At 68.1% G+C, this 20,797-nt stretch carries 26 protein-coding genes and 1 tRNA gene; 10 read left to right on the forward strand and 17 right to left on the reverse strand.

Features of this window, described 5'->3' with window-relative positions; all coding sequences use genetic code 11:
• Nucleotides 1-12: 12 nt before the first annotated feature.
• The 3 genes from GT355_RS12905 to GT355_RS12915 are packed head-to-tail and all read right to left on the reverse strand — an operon-like array spanning nt 13 to nt 927.
• On the reverse strand, nt 13-282 hold the full coding sequence (locus tag GT355_RS12905) for a DUF7521 family protein (RefSeq protein WP_160135001.1): 270 nt from the start codon (nt 280-282) through the stop codon (nt 13-15).
• Nucleotides 272-580: a hypothetical protein gene (locus GT355_RS12910; protein ID WP_160135002.1), complete on the reverse strand. Its 309-nt coding sequence runs from the start codon at nt 578-580 to the stop codon at nt 272-274. The genes GT355_RS12905 and GT355_RS12910 overlap by 11 nt, the downstream gene beginning before the upstream one ends.
• Complete coding sequence (locus tag GT355_RS12915) at nt 577-927, reverse strand: ArsR/SmtB family transcription factor (RefSeq protein ID WP_160135003.1); 351 nt, start codon at nt 925-927, stop codon at nt 577-579. Before GT355_RS12915 ends, GT355_RS12910 begins: the two co-directional genes overlap by 4 nt.
• Nucleotides 928-1,070: 143 nt before the next feature.
• On the opposite strand from GT355_RS12915, the gene GT355_RS12920 reads away from it, so the two are divergent.
• Nucleotides 1,071-1,814, forward strand: coding sequence for a sensor domain-containing protein (locus GT355_RS12920; protein WP_160135004.1), 744 nt, complete (start codon nt 1,071-1,073; stop codon nt 1,812-1,814).
• 8 nt (nt 1,815-1,822) lie between these two features.
• Here the strand turns inward: GT355_RS12920 and purQ are convergent, their stop codons facing one another.
• Both purQ and purS read right to left on the reverse strand, forming a co-directional pair.
• Complete coding sequence (gene purQ / locus GT355_RS12925) at nt 1,823-2,500, reverse strand: phosphoribosylformylglycinamidine synthase I (protein ID WP_160135005.1); 678 nt, start codon at nt 2,498-2,500, stop codon at nt 1,823-1,825.
• 31 nt (nt 2,501-2,531) lie between these two features.
• Nucleotides 2,532-2,783: a phosphoribosylformylglycinamidine synthase subunit PurS gene (purS, locus tag GT355_RS12930; protein WP_160135006.1), complete on the reverse strand. Its 252-nt coding sequence runs from the start codon at nt 2,781-2,783 to the stop codon at nt 2,532-2,534.
• A gap of 107 nt (nt 2,784-2,890) precedes the next feature.
• On the opposite strand from purS, the gene GT355_RS12935 reads away from it, so the two are divergent.
• Nucleotides 2,891-3,841, forward strand: a complete 951-nt coding sequence (locus tag GT355_RS12935) for a formyltetrahydrofolate deformylase (RefSeq protein WP_160135007.1) — start codon at nt 2,891-2,893, stop codon at nt 3,839-3,841.
• 503 nt (nt 3,842-4,344) lie between these two features.
• Entirely contained in the window at nt 4,345-5,634 is a 1,290-nt protein-coding gene (locus GT355_RS12940; RefSeq protein ID WP_160135008.1) for an MFS transporter, read from the forward strand.
• A 143-nt stretch (nt 5,635-5,777) separates the two neighbouring features.
• On the opposite strand, the gene GT355_RS12945 is transcribed toward GT355_RS12940, so the two are convergent.
• Nucleotides 5,778-6,803 carry a phosphoribosylaminoimidazolesuccinocarboxamide synthase gene (locus GT355_RS12945; protein ID WP_160135009.1) on the reverse strand — a complete coding sequence of 342 codons (1,026 nt, stop codon included), beginning with the start codon at nt 6,801-6,803 and terminating at the stop codon, nt 5,778-5,780.
• Nucleotides 6,804-6,901: 98 nt separating this feature from the next.
• Between GT355_RS12945 and GT355_RS12950 the strand changes: the two genes are divergently transcribed.
• The 3 genes from GT355_RS12950 (at nt 6,902) to cofH (ending at nt 8,739) form a co-directional block, all read left to right on the forward strand.
• Entirely contained in the window at nt 6,902-7,063 is a 162-nt protein-coding gene (locus tag GT355_RS12950; protein ID WP_160135010.1) for a hypothetical protein, read from the forward strand.
• The gene (locus GT355_RS12955) at nt 7,060-7,302 is read left to right on the forward strand and encodes a hypothetical protein (RefSeq protein WP_160135011.1); all 243 of its coding nucleotides are present in this window, start codon (nt 7,060-7,062) and stop codon (nt 7,300-7,302) included. Before GT355_RS12950 ends, GT355_RS12955 begins: the two co-directional genes overlap by 4 nt.
• 66 nt (nt 7,303-7,368) lie before the next feature.
• Entirely contained in the window at nt 7,369-8,739 is a 1,371-nt protein-coding gene (gene cofH, locus GT355_RS12960) for a 7,8-didemethyl-8-hydroxy-5-deazariboflavin synthase subunit CofH (protein ID WP_160135012.1), read from the forward strand.
• Between the two features lie 85 nt (nt 8,740-8,824).
• Here cofH and cofG read toward each other — a convergent pair whose 3' ends face one another.
• The 4 genes from cofG to GT355_RS12980 all read right to left on the reverse strand — a co-directional run bounded on the left by cofG (nt 8,825) and on the right by GT355_RS12980 (nt 12,564).
• Complete coding sequence (gene cofG / locus GT355_RS12965; RefSeq protein WP_160135013.1) at nt 8,825-9,901, reverse strand: 7,8-didemethyl-8-hydroxy-5-deazariboflavin synthase subunit CofG; 1,077 nt, start codon at nt 9,899-9,901, stop codon at nt 8,825-8,827.
• A gap of 179 nt (nt 9,902-10,080) precedes the next feature.
• Nucleotides 10,081-10,689, reverse strand: a complete 609-nt coding sequence (cofC, locus tag GT355_RS12970) for a 2-phospho-L-lactate guanylyltransferase (RefSeq protein WP_160135014.1) — start codon at nt 10,687-10,689, stop codon at nt 10,081-10,083.
• Nucleotides 10,690-10,719: 30 nt separating this feature from the next.
• The gene (locus GT355_RS12975) at nt 10,720-11,484 is read right to left on the reverse strand and encodes a hypothetical protein (protein WP_160135015.1); all 765 of its coding nucleotides are present in this window, start codon (nt 11,482-11,484) and stop codon (nt 10,720-10,722) included.
• A 195-nt stretch (nt 11,485-11,679) separates the two neighbouring features.
• On the reverse strand, nt 11,680-12,564 hold the full coding sequence (locus tag GT355_RS12980) for a complex I NDUFA9 subunit family protein (protein WP_160135016.1): 885 nt from the start codon (nt 12,562-12,564) through the stop codon (nt 11,680-11,682).
• A 174-nt stretch (nt 12,565-12,738) separates the two neighbouring features.
• Here GT355_RS12980 and GT355_RS12985 point away from each other — a divergent pair, with 174 nt between their 5' ends.
• Nucleotides 12,739-14,121 (forward strand): APC family permease, encoded by a 1,383-nt coding sequence (locus GT355_RS12985; protein ID WP_160135017.1) that lies wholly within the window; start codon nt 12,739-12,741, stop codon nt 14,119-14,121.
• Nucleotides 14,122-14,146: 25 nt separating this feature from the next.
• Entirely contained in the window at nt 14,147-14,737 is a 591-nt protein-coding gene (gene tmk, locus GT355_RS12990) for a dTMP kinase (RefSeq protein ID WP_160135018.1), read from the forward strand.
• 24 nt (nt 14,738-14,761) lie between these two features.
• Here tmk and GT355_RS12995 read toward each other — a convergent pair whose 3' ends face one another.
• The 6 genes from GT355_RS12995 to GT355_RS13020 form a co-directional block, all read right to left on the reverse strand.
• Nucleotides 14,762-15,019: a DUF8006 family protein gene (locus tag GT355_RS12995; protein ID WP_160135019.1), complete on the reverse strand. Its 258-nt coding sequence runs from the start codon at nt 15,017-15,019 to the stop codon at nt 14,762-14,764.
• A 54-nt stretch (nt 15,020-15,073) separates the two neighbouring features.
• Entirely contained in the window at nt 15,074-15,277 is a 204-nt protein-coding gene (locus tag GT355_RS13000) for a DUF7996 family protein (RefSeq protein WP_160135020.1), read from the reverse strand.
• A 414-nt stretch (nt 15,278-15,691) separates the two neighbouring features.
• Nucleotides 15,692-15,943 carry a hypothetical protein gene (locus GT355_RS13005; RefSeq protein ID WP_160135021.1) on the reverse strand — a complete coding sequence of 84 codons (252 nt, stop codon included), beginning with the start codon at nt 15,941-15,943 and terminating at the stop codon, nt 15,692-15,694.
• A 660-nt stretch (nt 15,944-16,603) separates the two neighbouring features.
• Nucleotides 16,604-16,849 (reverse strand): hypothetical protein, encoded by a 246-nt coding sequence (locus GT355_RS13010; protein ID WP_160135022.1) that lies wholly within the window; start codon nt 16,847-16,849, stop codon nt 16,604-16,606.
• 163 nt (nt 16,850-17,012) lie between these two features.
• Nucleotides 17,013-17,086 (reverse strand) — tRNA-Ile (locus GT355_RS13015).
• Between the two features lie 57 nt (nt 17,087-17,143).
• Entirely contained in the window at nt 17,144-17,638 is a 495-nt protein-coding gene (locus GT355_RS13020) for an FxsA family protein (protein WP_160135023.1), read from the reverse strand.
• 125 nt (nt 17,639-17,763) lie between these two features.
• Here GT355_RS13020 and GT355_RS13025 point away from each other — a divergent pair, with 125 nt between their 5' ends.
• Together GT355_RS13025 and GT355_RS13030 are read left to right on the forward strand one after the other, a co-directional pair.
• On the forward strand, nt 17,764-18,570 hold the full coding sequence (locus GT355_RS13025) for a TrmB family transcriptional regulator (RefSeq protein WP_160135024.1): 807 nt from the start codon (nt 17,764-17,766) through the stop codon (nt 18,568-18,570).
• Between the two features lie 40 nt (nt 18,571-18,610).
• On the forward strand, nt 18,611-19,813 hold the full coding sequence (locus GT355_RS13030) for an SLC13 family permease (protein ID WP_160135025.1): 1,203 nt from the start codon (nt 18,611-18,613) through the stop codon (nt 19,811-19,813).
• 13 nt (nt 19,814-19,826) lie between these two features.
• Here the strand turns inward: GT355_RS13030 and mptA are convergent, their stop codons facing one another.
• The gene (gene mptA / locus GT355_RS13035; protein ID WP_160135026.1) at nt 19,827-20,774 is read right to left on the reverse strand and encodes a GTP cyclohydrolase MptA; all 948 of its coding nucleotides are present in this window, start codon (nt 20,772-20,774) and stop codon (nt 19,827-19,829) included.
• Between the last annotated feature and the right edge of the window lie 23 nt (nt 20,775-20,797).

Here is a 20,797-nt window from a genome sequence, read left to right on the forward strand (position 1 = left end):
GGCTCGTCCCAGTTAGGTCCGGAGCGAGAGGAGGATCGCCACCAAGCCGAGCACGTTGGCGGCCACGACCCCCAGCAGCGTCGTGGCGTCGGAGAGACCGAGGAACGGGGCGAGCGCGTGCTGGACGAGGAACGGCACCGCGGTGAGGCAGACGATACCGACCGCGAGCGCCCCCATCGTTCGGCTGCCGTGACGGCGGTAACCGCGGTAGGCCTGACCGGCGACGGCAAGCCCGAGGGATGCGGTGAGCGCCGCCGCAGGGACGACGAGGTCAGCCAGCATCGTAGATCACCACCAGGACGACGACGAGTCCCGCGATTTCACAACCGCTCACGACAAGCGACCGGACGGGCGGCGAGGCGATACCGAGGGTCGGCACCACGACTCGGAGGACGATGGGCACCGCGGTCAGCAACGTCAGCCCGACCGCGAGACCGAACATTCCGGGGTCGCCGACCCGCCGGTAGCCCGTGAACAACGTGTAGACCACGGCGACGGCGAGCACGAGCGCGACGGCGAGGCCGACGAGTGCCGCGAGAACGACCATCGTCTCACCGCCGGTCGACTGGACCTGCATCATTTGAACCCCTCGTAGAGCCGCGTGAATCGGTCGACGGCGTCCTCGTCGGGATCCCGGTCGCGCTCGACCGTACACGCGAAGCCGTCCTCGCCGAGGTCGACCGTGACCCGGGTCAGTCGGCTGACGTAGACCTTGTGGTGGTGGCCGTCGGGGTCGATTCGCTGGCGGTCGGCGAGGAGGCCGGTGGCCTCCAGCCGTTCGATCCGACGGTAGACCGTCGAGGGCGAGGCATCGCAGGCCTCGCTGAGTTCGTCGGCCGACCGCGGCTCGTCGCGGGCGGCTTCGAGGATCGTCCGGGCGTACTCGTCGTCGAGCACCGCCGCCACGGACGCGAGGTCGTCACTCACCGCGGTCCGCCCCCAAGCCGTTCGACCCGCCACGCCATCGTGCGGCGGTTTTCGGGCGGGCTACATAAACGTCGGCCACCCGCCGCCCGCCGTGCGAACCACCAGCAGCCTTATGCCGGGCCGTCGAAATCATCGTTTACGTGATGGGTTCGACGGAGGGCGGATACGTGCTCGACGGGACCGTCCGCGCGGTGGTGTGGACGGTCTTTGGCGTCCCGTTCAGACGACAGACCTACCGGAACCTCTCGTATCTCGCGCTCGCGTTCCCGCTCGGACTCGTCTACTTCGTGCTGTTCGCAGTGGGGCTCTCGCTGGGTGTCGGGCTCGCGGTGGTCGTGGTCGGGGTCCCGCTGCTGGTCGGGATGCTCGGGCTCGCGACCGGGCTGGCGAGCGTCGAACGGTGGCTCGCGACGGTACTGCTCGGTATCGAGGTTCCGACCCGAGACCGGGAGTCGCCGGACTCGGTTCGGGGATGGCTACGGCGGCTGGTCGTGAGCCTCGGGCCCTGGAAGGCGGTGGTCTACCTCGTGACGAAGCTCTTCGTCGGGGTCGCGGCCTACACGGTCGTGATGTCGCTCTCGGTGACCGGGGTGAGCATGCTCGCGGTACCGCTGGTCTACAACCAGCCGGGTGTCTACGTCGGGGTCGTCAGCGACGCCCCCGTTCGCTATCACCCCGCGCTCTCGGTCGGCTGGGACCGTCTGCTGGTGGGGCTCGACGGAGTCGTGACGCTCTCGGCGTGGCGGATCGACACGCTCGCCGAGGCGCTCGCCGTCGCTGGCCTCGGGGTCGTGGTGGTCTGCTGTTCGCTCCACGTTCTCAACGCGCTGGCACAGCTCTCGGGCTGGTGGACACAGTTGCTACTCGGGACACGAGAAGGGGCCTGACCGGCCACCTACGCACCGAACCCGGCGAGGATCGTTCGCCCGTCGGTGCCGCCGAGTTCGGGGAGGGTCGCGCGCTCGGGGTGGGGCATCAGGACGGCAGTACTCGGCGAATCACCAAGCACGCCCGCCACCGCGCCCTTCGACCCGTTGGGGTTCGATCCCGAACTGATCTCGCCGTCGGCGTCACAGTACCGGAAGAGGATACGGTCCTCGTCGTCGAGCCGGTCGAGGCGGTCGTCGGCGATCTCGAAGCGCCCCTCGCCGTGGGCGATCGGGAGCGAGATAACCTCGCCCGCGTCGAAGCCGCGGGTCCACGGCGTGTCGGCGTTCTCGACACGGAGATACACGTGCTCGCACTGGAAGCGTGCGCTCGCGTTGGTGGTGAACGCGCCGGGTGTGAGCCCCGCCTCGCAGCCGACCTGCGCCCCGTTGCAGACCCCGAGCACCGGGATCCCGCGCTCGGCGGCGGCGTGAACGTCCACCATGACCGAATCACGGCCCGCCATCGCGCCAGCCCGGAGGTAGTCGCCGTAGGAGAACCCGCCGGGGAGCACGACCCCCGAGACGTCCTCGGGGAGGCCGTCCTCGTACCAGACGATCTCGGCGTCGACACCCACGTCACGGAGCGCGCGGACGGCGTCGCGGTCGCAGTTCGAGCCGCCGAACCGGATCACGGCGACCGTCACGCTCGCCACCACCGGGGAACAGCGAGCGAACTCACCGGGCCTCGACCTCCACCGAATAATCGTGGATGGTGGGGTTGGCGAGCAGACGTTCGGCCATCGCGTCGGCGCGTTCGGCGGCCGCGGCCTCGTCGGGGGCCGCGAGGTCGATCTCGAAGCGGTCGGCGGCCCGGAGGTCCTCGAGTTCGAAGCCGAGGCGTTCGAGCGCCCGTGCGGTGGTCTCGGCCTCGGGGTCGAGCACGCCCCGTTTCAGCCGCACCGTGACGACGGCGGTGTAGGCGGTCATTGGCGGCCGAAAGGTGGGGTGAGCGAAAACCGTTCTGGATCCGAGGAAAGCCGAACGGGTTTTTGCGTCGGGTCGTCGAGCGGGCGCATGTACCACGGGAGCCGACCATGAACCCCGATTTCACCGAGATAACGGTGATCGGCGACGACGACACCGGTCTGATCGCGCGGGTCACGTCGCTGCTGTTCGAGCGCGACGCCAACATCGAGGATCTGGATCAAGCGGTCCGGGAGGGCCTCTTCCGGATGACGATGCGGGTCGACACGACCGAGATGACCTGCACCGAGGACGACCTCCGTGAGGCGCTCGAAGCCCTCTGTGACGACCTCGGAATGGACGTCCAAGTCAGGTTCCCCGCCGACCGCGAGGCCAAGCGGATCGCGGTGCTCGCCACCAAGGAGTCACACTGCCTTGCGGCCATGCTGGAGGCGTTCGTCGACGACGACCCCGAGGCGGAGGTCGTGGTCGTGGTGGCGAACCACGACGACCTCGCGCCGCTCGCGGCAGCCCACGACATCCCCTTCTACGACATCGGTGACGCCGGCGGGGTGCCCGACGAGGAGTGGCTGTTGGACATCCTCGCCGAGTACGAGGTCGACCTCGTGGCGCTCGCCCGCTACATGCGGATCCTGAGCCCGAACGTGGTCTTCCGGTACGAAAGCAGAATTATCAACGTTCATCCCTCGCTCCTACCGTCGTTCGCCGGGGCCGAGGCCTACCGACAAGCGATCGAGAAGGGCGTCCGGATCGCGGGCGTCACCGCCCACTACGTCACGACCGACCTCGACCAGGGCCCGATCATCGCCCAGCGCGCCTTCGACGTGCCCGACGACGCGACGCCCGAGGAGCTGGAAGAGCGGGGCCAGCCGCTCGAAGCCGAGGCGCTCGTCGAGGCGGTTCGGCTCCACCTCGCGGGGGACCTGGTGGTCGGTCGCGGTCGAACCCATCTCCGCGAGGACAGCGATGCAGAGCTCGGTCTCCCCGAAGAGATCGCCGAGCTGAACCCCGACGCGCCGGTCGACAACGCATCCGTGACCGGCGGCCGTACGGAGGAGTAAAGTCAGTGGAAGACGGCGGTCGGTAGAACAACACGGCGAATGAGCACCAGCTGGTTCGTCCTATGGGGTGAACCCACTGCGACGGGGTACATTCGCACGACCCGATGGTCGCGAGTTCAGGTGGCGGAGATAGCCTACTCGACGTCGGACCAGTATTCTTTTGAGAGATCACACGAACTATCTTGAAGAACCGTTTCATGAGACGCCGGCTCGCGATTCGTCCGGTATTCGATCCGCTCTCGCCCCCCGCCGCGCGACGGGCCCGATAGCCGCAGCACTCGGGTTCGTTTCGTTACCTCCCTGGTAGCCGCACTTCCTCTCGACCACCGCACGCACATGCCGATATCCATCGAGCTGCCGGTTCGATCCCGGCGCTCGTACGACCACGTACTGATACACGAATCACGACCGAGCCACCCGCACCGATGGCCGAAACGGTGGCGAGGGAACCGCTCGCACGCTCTGCGCGGAGTCGCGACGGCGTCCCTCGGCGGTGAGCGCCGATGAGCGCTCTCGACCGAATGCTGTGGCGTAACGCCGACTTCCGGCGATTCATCGCCGGGCAGTTCGTCACGAACGCTGGAGATAGCCTCTACACGGTGGCGATGCTCTGGCTCGCCTTCGAGTTGACCGACTCGACGCTGGTCACCGGCGCGCTGAATGCGATACTGCTCTTGCCGTGGCTGTTGCAGGTGTTCGCCGGGCCGCTCGTCGATCGCTTGCCACTCAAACACGTCCTCGTCGGCTCGCAGGTGATTCAGGGTATCGTCGTGTCGATCCTTCCGCTGGCAGCGGCGACGGGCCACCTGGACGTCGGTCTCCTGTTCGTCGTCGCGCCGGTGTTGATGCTCGCGTCGCTACTGATGGCACCGATGGAGACCGCACTGTTGCCCCGTATCGTGGACGACGAGCGTCTTCCCGGAGCGAACTCGGCGCTCTCGACCGTGACACTCGGGCTGGACATGGTGTTCGACGCGCTCGGCGGCGGCTTCGTCGCCGTGTTTGGCGCGACGGCCCTCTTTCTCGCCGATACGGCCACGTTCGCCGCCGCAGCACTGCTGTTCGCTAGCATCAGGCTCGGCACTGCTGCAGGGACTGCCGAGCGCACGGCACCGAGACGCACAACGGCTGCCCCGACCGTTCGTTCGGTGCTGCGCTCGTACGTCTCCGACCTTCAGGACGGCGTCGCGGTGCTTCGGGGAACAGTGTTCGTCGAACTGACACTCACGACTGCAGTGGCGAACTTCACGACCGGGGTCACGCTGGCGATACTGCCGGCGTTCGGCGACGGCCTCGGTGGTCCTGCCATCTATGGCCTGCTACTGGGGGCACTCGGGATCGGCCGACTCATCGGCTCACTCGTCGGGCCGTGGTTTGAGAGCGTCCCCTACGGTAGGATGCTTCTCAGTCAAGGAATCGCTGCCTGCTGCTGGCTCGCGGCAGTTCTCGTGTCGTCGCCAGCACTCACAGTCGTCCTGTTCGGCCTCGCGTGGATACCCAGCGGGATATCGGGCGTTCTCAGTTCGACGTTGAACCAGCGAGTGTTTCCGGCTGACCTGCTGGGTCGGGTCGCCGCGACGAAAGGAACCGCGTCCGGGGCGACACTCCCGTTGGGCTCGCTTGTTGGTGGTGCAGTCGCCGAGGGGTTGGGAACGACGATGACGATGGCGCTGGCCGCGAGCGGTTTCGGCTTCATAGCCGTCTACATCGTCCTACGCCCGCGGCTTCGACGTCTCCCGGCCGTCAGGGCGGCCACGCCGGCTGATTTCGGTGTGGAGGCCGAAAAGGAGTAGGCGGCCGGGAGTAGTGGCCTGTCCTACTCAGTTCCTCCCGTTGGTCAGGTCCTGTCGGTCGTTTCCTTGTCCGTTTCGATGAGTTGCCCCGATCGGTCCTCACCAACCCATCTATGCTGACTCATCCGTTCGCCGACCCCTAACTACTCGTTCAGCTCGCGCGCCGCCGCGACCGCGTCGTCGAGGTCCGGCGCGTCGAAGAAGTCACGCCCAACGTAGGCGTTCGCGCCCGCGGTGTAGAGCTCGCTCACGGTCGTGACCACGGCCGGGTCGAGCGGTTCGGGGTCGCGCTCGCAGCGCCCGCGCCAGTCGGTCTCCCCGGTCTCGTCGGCCTCGCGTTTGGCGGCGTCGACCGCCGCCACCCACTCGGGCTGGGCGTGTTTGTGGTACTGCCGGACGACCTCCTTCGAGACCTGCTGGCCGTCGTAGGCGAACCGGTTCTCGTCGAAGGTCCCGGCCACGTCGGCGACCCGGACCTCGCCGTCGGCGTAGAGACACTCGATCTTGCCGTCCTCGTGGGTGAACCCGGCCGACTCCGCCCGCTCGGTGACGACCCGATTGACCTCACGGGCGATCGCCGCGCAGTCGTCGAGAGCCGCCCGCCCCGCGACCCGCTGGGCCTCCTCGCGCGTGAGATATCGGTCGGTCTCCTCGAACTTGGTCGAGAACTCCACCACCGGCTCGGGGAGCGAGACGGGTTCGTCGGGCCACTCGTGGGTGTCGAGGCCCACGTCCTCGGGGTCGCGCCGGCTGCGGAGGCTCGACCCGACCGGGACGGCGTTCCGAAAGACGATCTCCAAGGGGATCAGGTAATTCTCGCCTGCGGCGGCGTGGAAGGCGTCGTAATCGTAGGTTCCGTCTTCGACCGGAAGGTCGGGCACCGTCGCGAGGTCGATCGCCATCTCTCGCGGCGCGTCGTGGCAGTCGTCGAGCGCGACGACTTCACCGTCCTCGACGACGCCCCGGTAGTGGGTCGGGACGCCCTCGCTTTCGAGGAGCGCGAAGTTGTGCGCGCCCATCGTACAGAGGCTCGCGCCCTTCTCGGGGATCGCATCGGGCATCCGCCCCCAGTCGAATACCGAGTAGGCGTCGGTGAAGACGAACCGTCCCCGGCCGAGGGCCGTGTCGGTGGCCGGCTCGGCCACCCGGAACTCCTTGACGCTGGTCATGGTCGGGGGTCGCCGGGGGCGAACTAATCGGTTGCCATCCGAGCAAACATATATCACCGCTGGCTCACGAAGGTGGTAGCTGTTCACACTCCAGTACTATGCCCGAGACCACCTGTGCGAAGTGTGGGGAGCGCGGCGAGTCCCACTGGCGGATCCGGCTCGAACGCGACTCACAAGCCACGACCGAGGCGAGCGGCTACCGGCTATGCCGCGGCTGCTGGGACGAGCTCCGCGGCCGGCACGGGGAGGCGGAGTCGTGACCCAGAACCCGGACGTCCCGGCCGAGACCGACGGCGGGCAGACCGTCGGCACCGACTGCGCGCTCTGCGGGCGCGATCTCTCGCCGAGCGAGTACCCCCACTGCCGGACGGTGCTGGTCGACGAGACCCCGACGGGCGGCGAGAAGGAGTCGGTGCGGATGGTCTGTGATTCCTGTTTCCGCGAGCTCGACGAGGAGCTCACGAGACACACGGACTCGAGTTCGGGACAGTCGGCCTGACCGCCGCGCGAACCACGCACGCCACCCCACCGCTGGGTTTTAACGCGTCGCCGACACGGCTTAGACATGGCCGACGTATCACGCGGGGAGTTCGACTTCGAACACGTCCCCGAAACCGACCAGTCCTTCGAGAACGCCCTCCGAAACGCCCGCGACGGCGACCGTCTCTCCGTCGACGACGGCATCGAACTCATCACCACCGGCACGGACAGTGATGGAATCGACCCCGAACGAAAGGAGGCGGTGCTCGAAGCCGCCGACCGCCGTCGCGAGGAGGTGGTCGGCGACCGGGTGACGTTCGTCGCCAACCTCAACAACAACGTCACCACCGCGTGCAATACAGGTTGTCTGTTCTGCAACTTCAAGGACAGCTCGCACGCGTTCCGCACCGACTCGACCGTCGAGCACGCGGGCTTCACGAAGACACCAACCGAGTCGCGCGAGATCGTTCGTGCCGCCGCCGAACGCGGCATCTACGAGGTCACCTCCGTCTCGGGGCTCCACCCCGCCTTCGCCCTCGACGACGAACACCACGAGATCCTCGCCGGGCACGCAAACGCCGCGCGAACGGTGAACTACCGTCCGCCCGCCGAGTACGACACGGATCCGGGCACCTACCTCGAACAGATGCGCGCGATGAGCACGGACGGGATCCACCTCCACTCGATGACGCCCGAGGAGGCCTACCACGCCAAGCGCGGCACCGACTGGAGCTACGAGGAGGTCTACCGCCGGCTGAAGAACGCAGGGCTCTCCTCGGCCCCCGGCACCGCCGCCGAGATCCTCGTCGACGAGGTTCGAGACGTGATCTGCCCCGGGAAGATCGACACCCAGGGCTGGCTCGACGCGATGGAGGCCGCCGCCACCGTCGGTCTCGACATGACCGCGACCATCATGTACGGCCACGTCGAGAACGAAGCCCACCGAGTTCTCCACCTCGAAAAGGTGCGCGACCTCCAGGACAGAACGGGAGCCATCACGGAGTTCGTACCGCTCTCGTTCGTCTACCCGAACACGCCGCTCCACGACCGCGGCATCGTCGAGTCGGGAGCCACCGAGGACGAGGACGAACTCCTGATCGCCGTTTCCAGATTGTTCCTCGACAACATCGAGAACATCCAGTCGAGCTGGGTGAAGTACGGCGACCAACAGGGATTGAAGATGCTTTCGTGTGGAGCCAACGACTTCATGGGGACCATTCTCTCCGAAGAGATCACCAAACGCGCGGGCGGCGAGTTCGGCGAGTACCGGAGCTTCGCCGAGTACGTCGAGATGATCTCCGCCATCGGCCGGACGCCCGCCGAGCGCTCGACGGACTACCGACAGATCCGCGATATCGACCCGAGTGAGAAGACTTTCGGCCCGCGACTCGGGCCGCAGAGCGACGGCACGCCGCTGTTCGATGCGGGAACGACGCCCGCGACCGCCGACGACTGAGGCTCGTTCGAAATCGCGACGCTGGACTACGCCGACGACTGTTCTTCTGAAGGTCGGGGATCGCCGACGAGTACAACCGCCTACGTCAGCCGTCGAGCACCGCGCGATAGCGTTCACCGGCGGCGTCGTCGGCCTCGATCGCGCGCTGGATGACCGGTGAGAGCCAGCCGTCCTCGACGTAGTGTGCGTGGGTCGGCAAGCGCTCTCGCAACGGGACGCCGCCGAACTCGGCTATCTCCTCCAACTCCCGGAGCGCGGGCCAGGCGTAGTCGGGGTTGATGTGATCGGCGGTGATCGGGGAGACCCCACCGAGATCGTCGACACCGCAGTCGAGCACCTCTCGAACGGGCGCGAGGTTCGGCGGGACCTGGACCGAGATCTCCGCGGGAAGTGCGGCGCGCGCCATCGCCACCGCGCGCCGGAGGTCCTCGACGTCGGGCGTCGACCCGCGCCAGCGCTCGTTCTCCGCGACGGGTTGCACGATGACCTCCTGAATGTGACCGTACTCCTCGTGGAGGCCACGGATCGCGAGCAGCGAGTCGGCTCGGTCCGACCAGTCCTCGCCGATCCCCACGAGGATCCCGGTCGTGAACGGGATGCCCACTTCCCCCGCCGCCCGAATGGTGTTCAGTCGCTGCTCGGGGGTCTTTCGCCGGGGGCCGGCATGAGCGTCGACGTCGGCGGTGGTTTCGAGCATCACGCCCATCGAGGCGTTGACCTCGGCGAGCGGGGCCATCTGCTCGCGCGTGAGGTCGCCGGGGTTGCTGTGCGGGAGGATGCCCACGTCGAGCGCGAGCTCGCACATCTCGTGGAGGTAGTCGTGGATCGAGTCATGGCCCCAGTCGTCGAGCTGGTCGTGGATCTCGGTATAGCGGTCGTCGGGGGTGTCGCCGAAGGTGAACAGCGCCTCGGTACAGCCCGCGTCGACACCCGTTTCGAGCACGTCGCGGACCGCTTCCCGAGACATGAGGGTGGCCTCCCCAGGGGGATCGAAGTAGGTGCAGTAGGTACAGGTGTAGCGACACGCGGTGGTGAGCGGGACGAAGACGTTGCGCGCGAAGGTGAGCGCCGGTGCGGGGTCGACGTCGGCGGGACCAGTCGTCAAAAGCCGGTCGCGCTCGTGCGCCGAGAACCCGAACTCGCTGGCGAGGGTCCCGGACATGGAGTCGGCTTCCGGTCGGATACGCAAAAGCACTGTCTTCGACGCGACCCCGGTGTCGAGTGGAGGGCGACGACACCGGGTGCGACGTCAGGTGGGCGTCGTCGGCGCGAACCATGGCGTTCGCGCACTCACGGGTTGGCCACCGAACGGAAAAACGGTTGTCCCAAATCTCACCGGGTTCAGACGCGACGAACCGTGACACGGCCGGTCGAGTTCGTCGCGAGGTCGATGTCGGCGTCGACGAGCCAGTCACGCGCCGCGCCGGTCGCGTGGATCAACACCTCGGCGAGGTCCGCGGGTTCGTCGATGTCGGTCGCGAGCCGGAACGAGTCCACGGTCCCGACGCGCGCACCGACCCGCCGCGCCGCACGTCGGTGGTCGAGGTACGACGTCCCGTGGAAGTCGGTTCGAAACTCGGGGTGGCGGGCGACGAGCGCGTTGGTCCCGCCGCCCCGGCCCGGGGCGAGCACGACGTCGCCCGAGGCGTCGAACAGGGTCGAGAGCGCGGCGGGCGTGGCGAGCGGGAGGTCGGCCATCACCACCGCCGCGGGGCCGTCGTCGAGGACCGCATCGACCGCCGCGCTCAGTGGGCGGTCGTCGACGGTGGTCGGCACGTCGGCGTCGAGCGGCGCGGTGGCGAGAACGGTGGGGTCGTGACTCGTCGCCCGGAGCGCGTCGAGGACGTCGTGGAGCATCGCGCGGGCGAAGTCGCGGCGTTCGTCGGGGGTGAGGACGTCCCCGAGTCGGGTCTTCGGCTGGTCGGCGGCGAACGGGACCACGACGCGCATACCGCCCGAAACACACCGGCCCTCAAATCCTCAGCGGTCGCGCCACGAGTCCTCCGCCGAGCGCTTGCGGTAGGTCCGTACGCCGGCCCCGCCGAGCACGACCACGACGCCGCCGAGGAACAGCCCCGAGATCATGCCGATGGGATAAGTCTCCCGACCGGCATCTTGGCGGGCGTCGGCCGCGATCGACGTCGCGAGGTCGAACTCGCCGGCGCGGTAGGCGGTCACCGCGAAGCCGAACTGCTCCTCGAGCTCCGCGTCGCTGCCGTTGTCGCGGATGGCGGCCCGGGTGGCGTTGAGCGTCGTCCGCGCCGACTGGCTCGACCGGGTGTAGTGGGCCGCGCGCCAGTCGTCGACCGTCCCCGACGAGTTCCCGCCCTCGCGAGCGAACGAAACCAGTCGATAGCGCTCACGGTCGGGGTAGGTGAAGTTCGCGACCGACGGGGCGGTGCCCGTGACCGAGACGGTGATCTCGCTCACGTTCCGGGCGGCGCGAACGGGAACGGTGACCGACGGACCGCGGCCCTGCCGGGTGGCGAGCACGCGGTGATCGAGCCCGGCGGCCGTGACGGTCCAGGTCGCGTTGTCGAGCCCCGTCGTGGCGTTGAGCCGCCACTCGGTCGGCGCGTCGGTGTAGAGGTCCGTGAGGACGTAGGACGCCGTGACGTTCTCGCCGACCTGGGTTGCGTTCGGGGACTGGTTCGCGGTGGCCGAGACCGCCGCCCCCGGCGTGGCGAGCGCGGCGACCGCGACGAGGGCAGCCACGAGAAGGAACGCGCGTGTCGGTCGGGTCATGGAATGGTGACGGCGACGGCAACGCCAAGACGACCATCGGAGCGGTCGGTTGCGTTCCCACCGCTCGATACTCAATTAATCCCACTCGGAACAATAACTCTTGCGCCAGACGGCTTCTCGGGCCCGGAAACGGGGTCTGACGCACGTCAGACGAAAGGCTGACACCGGGCGGGAAGCCCGGTTATGGCCGGTCGGTCACCGCACGCCGAGGTACGACGCGAGCGTGGTGAGGTCCGACTCGCTGCGGCCGAACGCGTCGATGTCGTTGTGGGTGACGACGTTGTCCATCTCCAGCGACCGGGCCTGGTCGGGGCCGAACGGGACGAACGGGACCGGCCCGATGGCGGCCATTCCGACCTTCGTGAGCCCCATCGGCACGGGGACGACCGAGACGGGTTTGCCCTCGGCCCGGTAGGCGAGTTTGGCGACGTCGGCCAGCGTCAGCGCGGCGGGCCCGCCGATCTCGTAGGTCTCGCCGACGTGGGAGTCGTCCTCGACGGCGTCGGCGAGCATCGGCACGAGGTCGCCGACCCAGATGGGCTGGAAGCGGGTGCGCCCGCCGCGGGGCAGCGGTGCGAGGTAGGGCGGTGTGACCTTCTTCGTGAAGGAGACGAACTCGCCGCCGTCGCCGAACACCACCGACGGGCGGAATATCGTCCAGTCGAGGGTCGACTCGTGGACGACGTCCTCCGCACGCCCCTTCGCCCGGATGTACGCCGTCGCCCCGTTCGGATCGGCACCCAGCGCGCTCTGCTGGACGAAGCGGGGGACGTCGTGGGCTTCGGCCGCCCGGACCGCGTTCTCGGTTCCCCGGAGGTGGACCCCCTCGTGGCTCTTGTCCCCCGGCGGCTGGAACAGCGGCGAGAGCGCGACGAGGTTCACGACCACGTCACGACCCTCGAACGCCCCCTCGATCGAGTCGTAGGCCGTCACGTCGCCGACCGCGGTGTCGACGTCCGCGTCGAAGATCGACGGGTCGGGGTCGCGCGAGAGCGCCGTCACCTCGTGGCCGCGTTCGACCAGCTCGTCGCAGAGATATCGCCCGATGAAACCGCCGCCGCCGGTCACGAGTACGTCCATGGGCCGACTACTCGGGGACCGCCCCTAAACCTACCGTCGATGGGGTCGGCCCGCCCGATCGCTGCCCGATATCGCTCGACCACCGTCCGATTCCGCCGTTCGTTTTTCATCACGTTTTCGTTACGCATCTTGAATTCGTCACACTGATAGGTCGTCGTCACACGCGATCGAACGATGGCAGGACGAGCGGACGACGGGGCGGGCGGGTTCGCGCGGACGGTCGGGCTCCGCGATCTGCTGGTGATGAGCGTCGGCGGGATGATCGGCCCCGCGGTGTTCTACTACCCCGCGGTGACCGCGGGGCGGACCGGACCGGCGGCGGTGCTCGCGTGGCTCCTCGCCGGGGTCGGGATGACAGCGGTCGCGCTGTGTTACACCGAACTCTCGACGGCGTTCCCCGAGCAGGGCGGCCCCGCGGTGTTCCCCGCCGAGACGGTCGGCAGGCGACCGGTGGTCCGGCGGTTCTTCGCGTTTCTGGAGGGGGTCTGCTATGCGATCGGCTGGGTGTTTGGGGTCTCGGTCTCGGCGTGGTTCATCGCGACCTACCTCGGGCAGGTCCCGGGGCTCGGCGGGGTCGCGAGCCACCCCGTCGCGCTCGCGGCGGTCGCGGTGGTGGCGAGTTTCGTCGTCACCGCGCTCGGGATCGACCTCACGAAACGAGCGACGCTGGTGCTGACGGCGTTCATCCTCGCGGTGTTGGTACTGGTGGTCGGGGCCGGACTCGGGACCGTGTTTGCGGGCGACGGCGGTGGGTTCACCCCCTTCCTGACCGGCGACGCGCTCGGCTTCCTCGGCTCGATGGGGGTGGCGCTGTCGGCCTACGGCGCGTGGACGGTGATCCCCGCGAGCGCCGAGGAGGTGAAACGACCCGCGTGGACGCTCCCGCGGGCGATCCTCGGGTCGCTGGTGGTCGTCACGCTGCTCTACACCGCCGTGATGGTCGTCTTCGTCGCGGTGATCCCCACGACCACCATCATGCCGAACGCACCCGTGTTTTTTGCGCCGCTGAGCGTGCTCGCGGGCGCGGTGGGGCTCGGCGTCGTCGGGGAGTACCTCGTACCGCTCGCGGCGCTCGTCGCGGTCTTCACCACGATGCTCGTCGGAATCACGGGGACCGCGCGGGTGCTGCTCGCGATGGGACGGCGGGGGTTGCTTCCAGCCGTCTTCGCTCGGGTCGATGACCGGACGGGGACGCCGGTGGTCGGCGTAGCGGTCGTCGCGGCGGCGGCGCTCGGGCTCGTGTTCGTCCGTGGCTTCTACGGCCAGATCGTGCTCGCGGCCCTGGTCGGCACGGTCGTTCCCTACGTCGTCAACGTGGTCGCGCTCGTCGGGCTCCGACGGTACCGCCCCGACGTGACGCCGACGTTCGAGGCCCCCGGCGGGCTCGCCCTCCCGGCGGTCGCGCTCTGCTTTCTCGGTTCGATGGCGGCCGGACTCGGCGTCGAGCGCCCGCTGACCGCCGGACTCGTCGTCGGCGGGGTCGTGGTCGGGTTCGTCCTCCAGGAGGTCGTCGTCGAGGGGAAGACGCGGAAGACCGCGGCGAGTTCAGATGATTGAAGACGCCCGTGGAGAGAGTCGGTGTATGCTGGTCACGCTCGAAGGCATCGACGGCAGCGGCAAGACCACCGTCTGGGAGGCGCTCCACGAGCGCTACCCCGACGCGGTGTTCACCCGCGAGCCGACCACCGACTCGTGGTACGGGGACGCCGTGGCGCGCTCGCTCGCCGACGACGACGCCGACCCGCTCGCCGAACTGTTCCTCTACACCGCCGACCACGCCGCCCACCTCGCCCGAACCGTGCGGCCCGCGCTCGATGCCGGGGAACTGGTGATATCGGACCGGTACTCGGACTCGCGCTACGCCTACCAAGGCGCGGCGCTCGACGGCGTCGTCAAACGACCGATGGAGTATATCCGGGGGATCCACCAGCCCTGGACCCGCCCACCGGACCTGACGGTCTACCTCGACGTCGACCCCGAGACCGGGGCGGCCCGGAGCGGCGCGACCAACAAGTTCGAGCAGGCGGGCTACCTCGCCGGGGTCCACGCGAACTACGAACGGCTCATCGGGTACGAACCCGAGCGGTTCGTCCGGGTCGACGCCAGCGCCGCCCCCGAGGACGTGCTCGACGGTGTCGAGGCGGCGCTCGAACGGGTCCTCGACGGCGGGTAGGTCGGCTGGGAGGTTCGGAAGGCGCTATCGTTTCGCGAGCGCGAACATGACCGGGGCGACCACGAGCAGCCCGAGCCCGATGTAGAGGAAGTAGCCCGGGCCGTCGATGCTCGGTACCAGCGCGAACAGGAGGCCGAAGGTCACGGTCTGGATCGCGAGCAGTTTGCCCGAACGTTGGGTGAGGCCGACGAGGAACGCGATGGCGAAGACGAAGACCAGGAGCTGCCCGAGGTTGTACTGGAGCAGGAAGTTATCGAGCGCCTGGAGCGGTGGCGTGAACATCCTCGTCAATCGATCGTGAGTAGTCGGCTTCAAACTTACGACCCGCGCGACGGGTCACTCCTCGACCGGTCCGGTGAGATCCAGCGGTCGGATCCACCGATACCAGACCGCGAGCACCATCCCGAAGTAGCCGACGACCCAGACCACCATCCCCACGGTGTCGTAGCCCGCCATCGAGAGGGCGTAGTCCGCGGCACCGGGGATCACGACGCCGGCGGCGAGGACGATGCCGAACAGTACCCGTTCGTCGATCGTCACGACGGGGTCACCCGAGCCCGTGGCCGTCGAGCGGCGTTCATGGTTCGGAGACGGGGCCGAACGGCCCTCAATCGTTCGGTTCGTCACGGTCCGCCCGGTGTCACACGTGGTCCCAGCCGGTCGCGGGTCCGGTCGAACCGTGGTCGTCGGACGGCGGGAATTCGGTCCCCCGACGGACGAACGACCGCGAAATCGTGCGATGGCCCCGCACAAAGCTTATGCTCACGAGGCGCAAAGTATATGCTGGAGCGCGGGGCGCTCCGAGACAGCGAGGGGGAGACCCGTTGCGTGGCATCACCTGTAACGAAACCCCCCTGCTGTCTTCCTTCGGACTCGAAACACGGAGCCGACGGCGATCCGTTCGACCGTCGGATGAATTCTCCGAGACAGCGGGTCGAGCGGAGCCGCCGTCGTCTACATCCGTTTCAGACGGACTTCGGTGTCGTTGATCGTCTCGACGTCGTCACCACGGAGTTCGTGGGTGTCGTCGCCGTCGTCCCATCCAAGCGCGGACTTGATCTCGTCGAGGACCCCCGACTCCGACGCGGTGTCGTCGGTTTTGACGTGGGCCCGCCCGTCCCGAACGTCGGTCACGCTCCCGAGTTCGGTCCCTTCGTGGTCGAGGACGGTGCTGCCTCGGTCGTCGTCGGTGAACTCTCGTGCCATCATCCGGTCGAATCCCCGGAGGGGCAACTGTGTTGTCCCCGCACCAGCAAGCTACGGGGCGGTGACGGACCGGGCGTATAGGGGTGGACTTACGACACCGACAGCGCACGGTGAAAACCCGTCTCCTGCGAGGATTTCCACCTGCCGACCGCCTCGTCGGGGACTGGACTGCCCGCGGCCCTTCGGGGCGTTTATTGTGTACGACCATGAACGTCACCAGGGGAAGTGAGCTGCCACTGATCCAGTCCGAATCCGTCGCCGACCTCACTTCCCCTCTCCGTGAGAGCCCGGTCAGGGTGCGAACTGCAACGAGGTTTTATGACCCCGTTATAACCAGCTTGATACTGCCCGCAGAGTTGGTTCATGGTGAGGACACGATGGAACGACCATGTCGAAAGTAAGCGGCGGTTCGTCACGAGGCGTCGTCGAATACTGCAAGTTGTGTGGGAAGTCGTCCCTGAACGTCGAGGACGACCTCTGTGAGGACTGCCGCGCCTGAACGAGGGTTGTTCGCGGGCCCACCGAGCCCCGGCTGCCTCCGTTCTCGAACTGTAGGGAAGCCCCGCGGGCGGTGTAGGCGGTAAGCGACCCGAGACGTACACGTGGGTGGTCGTGAGTGGTTGTCCGCTGAAAGAAATCGGCGTGGGTTGGGAAGGTGCCTTAGAGGCGACGGAGGTGGATACCGTCGTCGTCGTAGGAGTCCACGTCGTCGCCGCGAAGCTCGTGGGTGTCGTCGCCGTCGTTCCACCCGAGCGCGTCCTTGATACTGTCGAGAACGCCGGAGTCGCTATCGCTCGTATCGACGCGTGCGTTCCCGTCCCGAACGTCGTTGACGGTCCCGACCCGGTTGCCAGCGTGGTCGAACACACCGCTTCCGCGGTCGTCGTCGGTGAAGTCTCGTGCCATTGCGACCGATCGATGGCCGGCCGGAGGGAACGGTGTTGAGCAAGCACCAGCAAGGTATCGAGGGACCGGAGCACTACTCCGTCCTCGTAACGGCCGGTGAGAACCACGAGGAGACGGGAACTGAGGGGATGCGCCAACGGCCACTATCCGTGTGGAGAACGAGTGGGCCAACGCGGATTTGAACCGCGGACCTCCCGGTTATCAGCCGAGCGCTCAACCTAACTGAGCTATTGGCCCGGGAACGACGATTGCTGCCTGCCGTTTGTAAGCGTTTCTTTTCGGTGTCGGGACCGGTCAGCCGGAGCCCTCGTTGACATCGTACTCCTCGGGGTCCACGTCGTAGGTGTCGCCGGTCTCGGTCCCGCCGGGGAAGCCGCCGCCGTAGACCACGCCGCTCGCGATCCCGCCCGTCTTCCGGTCGAGGTACGGCACGATGAGCCAGCGCTTGAGCGCGCCCCGGACCGGCCACCGCGTCACCGGGACCACCAGCAGGACCCCCAGCAGGTCGGTCACGAGCCCCGGGGTGAGCAGCGAGACGCCGGCGGCGATCAGGAGCCCGCCGTCGAGGAGTTCGTCGGCCGGGAGCCCGCCGCGCGCGACGTCGCGCTGGATCTTCCGGATGGTGTGACGGCCCTCGGCCCGGACCAACAGCCCGCCCACGAGCGCGGTGAGGACCACGAGCGCCACGGTACCGACCCAGCCGAGCGGCGTCAGCGTCGCCACCGCGACGAGCACCACCATGTCGAACAGGGGGATCAGGAGAAGTAAGCCGAGTATCCGGAGCAGCATACCTCGGGTACTCACCCCGGACGCAAAACCTTTGTTCATGCGTCAGGCTCGGCCGTGCCACGGTCGAGGACCGAGGGGATAAACTGACGATGGGTTTTTTGTTCGGGGAACGGAAGACCCCATCAATGGCGAGCCTCAGGGATCTCGGGCTCTCGGAGTACGAGGCGCGGGTCTATCGGACGCTGCTCGACACCGGCCCCACGACCGCGAAGGAGCTCTCACGCGAGAGCGAGGTGCCGATGGGACGGATCTACGACGTGCTGGCGAACATCGAGACCCACCGGCTCGCGCGCTCGCAGAACGCGAGCCGACCCAAGAAGTACGTCGCGGTCGAACCCGAGACCGCGCTCGACCGGCTGCTCGACGACCGCCACCAGGAGCTCGAAGCCAAGGCCGACCAGTACGAGGCGGTGGTCGACGAGCTCAGCCAGACCCTCGACGCGGCCGAGTCCACGGACGAGCGGTTCTGGACCGCGGCTGTGGGGCCCGAGGACACCGTCGACCTCCTGGTCGAGCGGATCGCATCGGCCGACGAGAGCGTGGTGATGGTGGCCTCGATGCTCTCGGCCCAGTTCGACGTCGACACGGTGGGGGACAGGGTCGCCGAGGCGCTCGACGCCGCCCTCGACCGCGGGGTCGAGGTCTCGCTGTTGATGCGACCCGAACTCGTCGACGCGCTGCCCGAGACCGTCGGCGAGCGCTACGCCTACGTGCTCTCGCCGAGCGAGCGGTTCAGGACCCGAACCAGTGACGCCGTCGAGCACACCTTCACCGTGGTCGACGGGGCCGAGACCTGCATCGAGGTCGGCCACCCGCTCGACCGCACGAAGGTGTTCGCGATGATCGACCTCGCGGACCAGGGGTTCGCGACCCAGGTCATGGCGGAGTTCGAACCCCGGTGGGAGCGGGCCGAACCGCTCGACCTCGAATAGCGAGGGAAACACGGATGGTACCCGGCGGGCCATCGGTGACGTGCTCCGTGCGACCACCCCCGACCTGCTCGTCGCGGCGGTCGTCGTCGCGACCTTCCTTGCGCTCGCGGTCCCACGGGTTCGAGGGATCCCGCTCTCACGCGCGCTGACGGCGGGCCTCGGTGCGGTCGCCGTCGTCGCGCTCGGTGGGCTCTCCCCCGAGGCCGCGTTCGCGAGCGTCGACCCGACGACCCTCTTGCTAGTCTTCGGGATGTTGGTCCACGTCGAGGCGCTCTCGACCTCCGGGGTCTACAGCTGGGCCGGGGCGGCGCTCGCGAACCGCGCGAGGACTACCCGCCGGCTCACCCTGGGTGCGACGTGTCTCGCGGCGGGTCTGAGCGCGGTCGCGCTCAACGACGCGACCGTCATCCTGTTGGCTCCGGTAGTGCTCGACGCCGCCGCGACCGCCGACGCCGACCCGACCCTCCCGGGCATCGGGCTCGTGGTCGGCGCGAACGTCGGGAGCCTCGCCACGCCGCTCGGCAACCCCCAGAACGCCTACATCCTTGCACAGAGCGCCGTCTCCGCCGGCGAGTTCGTCCGTCGGCTCGCGCCGGTGGCGGTCGTCTGCCTCGGGCTCGCCCTTGTCCTCCCTCTCCCGTTCACCGACCGCCGTCGGTTGCCTCCCGTCCCGGAGCCGTCGTTCGACCGGGGGTGGGCGGCGCTCGGCGGCGGCTTCCTCGTTGGCACGTTGTTCCTACTCGTCGCGTTGCCCGAGGTCGACGCGGGTGCGCTCGCCGCCGGAACGGCGCTGGCGCACCTCGGGGCCGTTCAGGTCGGGCGGCGGGTTCCCGCGGACGAAATCCTCGAACGACTCGACTGGGGTGTTTTAGTGCTGTTCGTCGGGCTGTTCGTCTTGACGGGGGCGATCCGCGGCGATAGCGTGTTCGTGGCGCTCCTGAACACCGTCGAGGGTGCGGGCGTCGTCGGTCGGACGGCCGCGACGTTCGGGCTCTCGGCGGTCGTGAGCAACGTGCCCGCCGTGCTGTTGCTCGCACCGGTCACCGCCGGCGAAACGGAGTGGCTCCGGCTCGCGGCGGTGAGCACGCTCGCGGGCAACGCGACGCCGGTGGCGAGCGCCGCGACCCTCATCGTGCTCGAACGCGCGCGTCGGTCGGACCAGCGCCTCTCGGTACTACGGCTGGTCGCCATCGGACTCCCGGTCTCGGTGCTCACGACGGTGGTCGCGGTCGTGCTCGTCTGAGAAAGAGCAGGCGTCAGTCGTCGTCAGGTACGTTCGCGTCGTTCAGTTCCGTCCGGAGCTGACCGACCTCGGCGACGCGCTCGGCGTGGGCGTTGTGCTGGTGGATCGACTCGTCGTTCGACTGCTTCATCGTCACCACCGCGTCGTCGGCGAGGTCGGGGAACTCGCTCACGACCCCGTCGGCCATATCGCGCACGCAGTCCTCGACGAACTTCGCGTTGGCGTGGGAGGTCTCGGTCATGTGGTCCTCGTCGGGCCGTTTGGCGAGGTTGTAGATGTGGGCGCTCATCGAGTCGCGCGCGACCTCGATGACGTCGTGGAGGTCGACCTCGGGTGCGCTGTCGCTTTTGATCCTGAGGGTGGCGTGGCCACGTTGGGAGTGGCCCGCCTGTGGCACGCGGTCGATGAACTCCGTGACGGTTTCGTCGTCGACGCCCAGGTCGGAGAGGGTCTCGCGGGCGCGGGCGTTCGACATCCCCTGTGAACACGGACAGACCGTCATGCCCGTGACGCGGGCCCCGATCTCCTCGGTGGTGCCCTCCTCGGTGGCGCACGCGCTGGCGATGATGGTCGCGGTGGACTGAGTCCGCTTGTCGCTCGCGGGCGTTCGCTCGCGGGTGACGTACTCGGCCTCCATCTTCACGGTGGCCTCGGAGGTGTACTCGTGTTTTTCGAGGAGACGTTCGGCGGCGTCGCCGCAGACGTCCTCAACACGGTAGGCGGGTTCGGCCACCGCGGCTTCGAGGGTCTCGTCGATGACCTCCATGTTGCGGCTCATATCCGCGCCCTTGCGCCACGAGGGGAGGTCGACGAACACTTCGAACTCCGCCATCAGGACGATCGGACGGTCGTCCTTTCGGCCGAGTTTGACGAGCTTCTCGACGCCAGTGACGCCGACGTGGTTGAGGCCCACGCTGACGTCGGGTTGGGTTGCCTGTACGTCCGGCAGCTGCTGGCTCATCCTTTAAGACAACGGTTCGGCGC

This window comes from Halococcus salsus (assembly GCF_009900715.1).
Classification (GTDB): domain Archaea; phylum Halobacteriota; class Halobacteria; order Halobacteriales; family Halococcaceae; genus Halococcus; species Halococcus salsus.

Bases quoted from the DNA above. Each gene is read 5' to 3' on its own strand.
- GT355_RS12905 (WP_160135001.1), bottom strand. From the start codon at position 282: ATGCTGGCTGACCTCGTCGTCCCTGCGGCGGCGCTCACCGCATCCCTC.
- GT355_RS12910 (WP_160135002.1), bottom strand. From the start codon at position 580: ATGATGCAGGTCCAGTCGACCGGCGGTGAGACGATGGTCGTTCTCGCG.
- GT355_RS12920 (WP_160135004.1), top strand. From the start codon at position 1,071: ATGGGTTCGACGGAGGGCGGATACGTGCTCGACGGGACCGTCCGCGCG.
- purS (WP_160135006.1), bottom strand. From the start codon at position 2,783: ATGACCGCCTACACCGCCGTCGTCACGGTGCGGCTGAAACGGGGCGTG.
- GT355_RS12935 (WP_160135007.1), top strand. From the start codon at position 2,891: ATGAACCCCGATTTCACCGAGATAACGGTGATCGGCGACGACGACACC.
- GT355_RS12940 (WP_160135008.1), top strand. From the start codon at position 4,345: ATGAGCGCTCTCGACCGAATGCTGTGGCGTAACGCCGACTTCCGGCGA.
- GT355_RS12945 (WP_160135009.1), bottom strand. From the start codon at position 6,803: ATGACCAGCGTCAAGGAGTTCCGGGTGGCCGAGCCGGCCACCGACACG.
- GT355_RS12950 (WP_160135010.1), top strand. From the start codon at position 6,902: ATGCCCGAGACCACCTGTGCGAAGTGTGGGGAGCGCGGCGAGTCCCAC.
- cofH (WP_160135012.1), top strand. From the start codon at position 7,369: ATGGCCGACGTATCACGCGGGGAGTTCGACTTCGAACACGTCCCCGAA.
- cofG (WP_160135013.1), bottom strand. From the start codon at position 9,901: ATGTCCGGGACCCTCGCCAGCGAGTTCGGGTTCTCGGCGCACGAGCGC.
- cofC (WP_160135014.1), bottom strand. From the start codon at position 10,689: ATGCGCGTCGTGGTCCCGTTCGCCGCCGACCAGCCGAAGACCCGACTC.
- GT355_RS12975 (WP_160135015.1), bottom strand. From the start codon at position 11,484: ATGACCCGACCGACACGCGCGTTCCTTCTCGTGGCTGCCCTCGTCGCG.
- GT355_RS12980 (WP_160135016.1), bottom strand. From the start codon at position 12,564: ATGGACGTACTCGTGACCGGCGGCGGCGGTTTCATCGGGCGATATCTC.
- GT355_RS12985 (WP_160135017.1), top strand. From the start codon at position 12,739: ATGGCAGGACGAGCGGACGACGGGGCGGGCGGGTTCGCGCGGACGGTC.
- tmk (WP_160135018.1), top strand. From the start codon at position 14,147: ATGCTGGTCACGCTCGAAGGCATCGACGGCAGCGGCAAGACCACCGTC.
- GT355_RS12995 (WP_160135019.1), bottom strand. From the start codon at position 15,019: ATGTTCACGCCACCGCTCCAGGCGCTCGATAACTTCCTGCTCCAGTAC.
- GT355_RS13005 (WP_160135021.1), bottom strand. From the start codon at position 15,943: ATGGCACGAGAGTTCACCGACGACGACCGAGGCAGCACCGTCCTCGAC.
- GT355_RS13010 (WP_160135022.1), bottom strand. From the start codon at position 16,849: ATGGCACGAGACTTCACCGACGACGACCGCGGAAGCGGTGTGTTCGAC.
- GT355_RS13020 (WP_160135023.1), bottom strand. From the start codon at position 17,638: ATGCTGCTCCGGATACTCGGCTTACTTCTCCTGATCCCCCTGTTCGAC.
- GT355_RS13025 (WP_160135024.1), top strand. From the start codon at position 17,764: ATGGCGAGCCTCAGGGATCTCGGGCTCTCGGAGTACGAGGCGCGGGTC.
- mptA (WP_160135026.1), bottom strand. From the start codon at position 20,774: ATGAGCCAGCAGCTGCCGGACGTACAGGCAACCCAACCCGACGTCAGC.